Source organism: Corallococcus praedator, from assembly GCF_003612125.1.
GTDB classification, from domain to species: domain Bacteria; phylum Myxococcota; class Myxococcia; order Myxococcales; family Myxococcaceae; genus Corallococcus; species Corallococcus praedator.
The window spans coordinates 1-3,258 of sequence record NZ_RAWI01000635.1 but is presented as its reverse complement, the minus strand read 5'-3'; the positions used below and the strand labels follow the sequence as shown (position 1 = coordinate 3,258).

General features: G+C 70.8%; 4 protein-coding genes. 1 reads left to right on the top strand and 3 read right to left on the bottom strand.

Features of this window, described 5'->3' with window-relative positions; translation table 11 throughout:
• Window positions 1–110 (bottom strand): DNA-directed RNA polymerase subunit omega (gene rpoZ / locus D7Y13_RS40160; RefSeq protein WP_120631008.1); only part of this gene is annotated, 110 nt, incomplete at its 3' end.
• Window positions 111–122: 12 nt separating this feature from the next.
• Between rpoZ and D7Y13_RS40155 the strand changes: the two genes are divergently transcribed.
• Window positions 123–989, top strand: a complete 867-nt coding sequence (locus tag D7Y13_RS40155) for an SDR family oxidoreductase (RefSeq protein WP_120531336.1) — start codon at window positions 123–125, stop codon at window positions 987–989.
• A 6-nt stretch (window positions 990–995) separates the two neighbouring features.
• On the opposite strand, the gene D7Y13_RS40150 is transcribed toward D7Y13_RS40155, so the two are convergent.
• Complete coding sequence (locus D7Y13_RS40150; RefSeq protein ID WP_120531318.1) at window positions 996–1,352, bottom strand: DoxX family protein; 357 nt, start codon at window positions 1,350–1,352, stop codon at window positions 996–998.
• 57 nt (window positions 1,353–1,409) lie between these two features.
• Window positions 1,410–3,047, bottom strand: a complete 1,638-nt coding sequence (pgm, locus tag D7Y13_RS40145; protein ID WP_120581870.1) for a phosphoglucomutase (alpha-D-glucose-1,6-bisphosphate-dependent) — start codon at window positions 3,045–3,047, stop codon at window positions 1,410–1,412.
• Between the last annotated feature and the right edge of the window lie 211 nt (window positions 3,048–3,258).

The window sequence follows — 3,258 nt, the reverse complement described above, 5'->3', positions numbered from 1 at the left end:
GCGAGCACCGGCGGCTTGTTCTTGGAGGTCTCCAGGATGGGCCGGGCGCCGGCCATCAGCTGGCGCGCGCGCTTGGCGCCCAGCAGCACCAGCGCGAACCGGTTGTCCACGTAGGGGAGGCCGTGAGCGGACCGGTGCTGGTGACGGGCCCGACGGGCAACGTGGGCCGGGCGGTGGTGCGGGCCCTGCTGGCGGAAGGGGTGCCGGTGCGCGCGGCGGTGAAGTCGTCGGAGCACACCGCGGCGCTCCTCAAGGAGATGGATGGGGACGTGACGCCGGTGCCGCTGGACTTCCTGCGCCCGGAGACGTTCCTGCCCGCGCTGGAGGGCGTGCGGGGCGTGTTCCTGATGCGGCCCCCGGCCCTGGCCAACGCGGAGCTGACGCTCAACGCCTTCGTGGACGCGGCCGTCACGCAGGGCGTGAAGCAGGTGGTGTTCCTGTCCATGGCGGGCGCGGAGCGCAGCACGTGGGCGCCGCACCACGCGGTGGAGGAGCACCTGAAGCGCTCGTCGCTGGGGTGGACGCTCTTGCGCCCGGCCTTCTTCGCGCAGAACCTGGGGGATGCGTACCGCGAGGACATCCGCCAGGACGGCCGGCTCTACATGCCCGCGGGCCACGGCAAGGTGGCCTTCGTGGACGTGCGCGACGTGGGCGAGGTGGCGGCGCGGGCGATGCTGGACACGTCCCTGCGCGACCGCGCGTTCACGCTCACCGGCCTGGAGGCGGTGAGCTTCGAGGAGGTGGCCTCCGTGCTGTCGGAGGTGCTGGGCCGGCCCATCCGCTACGTGCCCGCGTCGGTGCCGGGCTACGTGCGCCACCTGCACCAGCGCCGGCTGTCCTGGGGCCAGCTGGGCATGCAGACGTTGATGCACGTGGGACTGCGCTTCGGCCATGCGGAGCAGGTGGACCCCACGCTCACCAACCTGCTCGGGCGCCCCACGCGCACGGTGCGCCAGTACATCGAGGACCACGCGCCGCTGTGGCGCTGACGCGGCTCAGGTGTACCAGAGCGCCCACAGGATGAGGACGCCCTGCAGCGGCAGCCGCAGCCAGAGCAGGGCCTTGGGAATCTTCCGGAACTTCTCCGGGTGCCGAGCCATGTGCACGTTCGCGGGGAACACCGCCACGAACAGCGCGACGAGTCCCCAGGCCCCAAGCCGCGTCGTCTGCGGCACCACCAGCAGCACGCCGAGCAGCACCTCCGCCACGCCGCTCAGCAGCACCAGCTCCCGGGGGTACGGGAGGTAGGGCGGCATGATGCTCATGAACATGCGCGGCTTGCGGAAGTGCGTGACCCCCGCGACAACCATGATCAGCGCGAGCACGAACTGGAGGATGAGCTTCACGGACATGGCGGGAGGGACTCCTTGCGGCGGCATCGAAGCGCGGCCCGGAGCCCCCGTCCATGGCTACTTTCCGGCGAAGGCCTCACTGACGATGGCGCGCGCCTCCTGGACGAGGGTGTCCAGGTGCGCCTGGTCCCGGAAGCTCTCCGCGTAGATTTTGTAGACGTCCTCGGTGCCGGAGGGGCGCGCGGCGAACCAGCCGTTCTCCGCCGTCACCTTGAGGCCGCCCAGCTCCGCGTTGTTGCCCGGCGCGCGCGTGAGGCGCTGCTGGATGGGCTCACCGGCCAGCGACGTGGCCTTCACCGCGTCGGGGGACAGCTTCTTCAGCACGGCCTTCTGCTCGGACGTGGCCGGCGCATCGATGCGCGTGTACAGCGGCGCGCCGAACTTCTTCGCCAGCTCCTGGTAGTGCTCGCCGGGATCCTTGCCGGTGCGCGCCAGGATTTCGGCCGCGAGCAGGTCCAGGATGATGCCGTCCTTGTCGGTGGTCCACACGGTGCCGTCGCTGCGCAGGAAGGACGCGCCCGCGCTCTCCTCGCCCCCGAAGCCCAGCGAGCCGTCCAGGAGCCCGTCCACGAACCACTTGAAGCCCACCGGCACCTCCACCACGCGGCGGCCCAGGTCCTTCGCCACGCGGTCGATGAGGCTGCTGCTCACCAGCGTCTTGCCCACCGCCGCGTCCTTCTTCCAGCCCGGGCGGTTGCGGAACAGGTAGTCGATGGAGACGGCCAGGTAGTGGTTCGGGTTCATCAGCCCCTGGCTGCGGGTGACGATGCCGTGGCGGTCGGAGTCCGTGTCGTTGCCGAACGCGAGCGCGTACTTGTCCTTGAGGCCCACCAGGTTCGCCATCGCGTACGGCGACGAGCAGTCCATGCGGATCTTCCCGTCATGGTCCGCGGGCATGAAGCCGAACGTGGGGTCCACCTTGCGGTTCACCACGGAGATCGACAGCTTGTAGCGATCCGCGATGGGGTCCCAATAGTCCAGGTTGGAGCCACCCAGCGGATCCGCGCCCAGCTTCAGCTTCGCGTCCCGGATGACGTCCACGTCCACCACGTTCGCCAGGTCCTTGACGTACGGGGTGATGAAGTCGTGGGCCTTCACCGTGCTGCTGGCGAGCGCCTTCTCGTAGGTGACGCGGCGGACGTCCTTGTTGCCGGCGGCCATCAGCTCGTTGGCGCGGCGCTCCACCAGGGACGTGACGTTCGTATCGGCGGGGCCGCCGTTGGGCGGGTTGTACTTGATGCCGCCGTCCTCCGGCGGGTTGTGGGACGGGGTGATGACGATGCCGTCCGCGAGCCCGCTCGTGCGGCCCCGGTTGTACGTGAGGATGGCGTGGGAGATGACCGGCGTGGGCGTGGCGCCGTCGGTGTAGCGCACCTCGACGCCGTGGGCGGCCAGCACCTCCAGCGTGGTGCGCTGGGCGGGTTCGGACAGGGCGTGGGTGTCCTTGCCCAGGAACAGCGGGCCGTCATAGCCCTGCTGCTTGCGGTACTCGCACAGGGCCTGCGCCACCGCGAGGATGTGCGCTTCGTTGAAGCTCCGGCGCGCGGCGCTTCCGCGGTGGCCAGAGGTGCCGAAGGCGACGCGCTGCTCGGCGACGGACGCGTCCGGCACGTCGGAGGCGTACTGCCTGCGCAGCTTCTCGGGGTTGATCAGCAGGTCGCGCGAAAGGGGCTTGCCAGCGGAAGGATGGGCCATGACCGGGCCACACTAGCCGCGCGGACTGCTCCATGGGGAGGCGAAGTCACGCCCCCTGTCCATCCCCGCACCCGGCCTGACGCGCTCCGTCCAGTAGCGGGCGGGAGCGCGTATCGGCCGGGCGGTGGCGGCTGTCCGGAAGCCGTCAGCGCGCCACGGCGACGGAGGACGCGGGCGCCGCGGGCGGCAGGGCCCCCGGGGCGGGGGGGAC

Coding starts and splice junctions, on each gene's coding strand:
- D7Y13_RS40150 (WP_120531318.1), bottom strand. CDS start 1,352: ATGTCCGTGAAGCTCATCCTCCAGTTCGTGCTCGCGCTGATCATGGTT.
- pgm (WP_120581870.1), bottom strand. CDS start 3,047: ATGGCCCATCCTTCCGCTGGCAAGCCCCTTTCGCGCGACCTGCTGATC.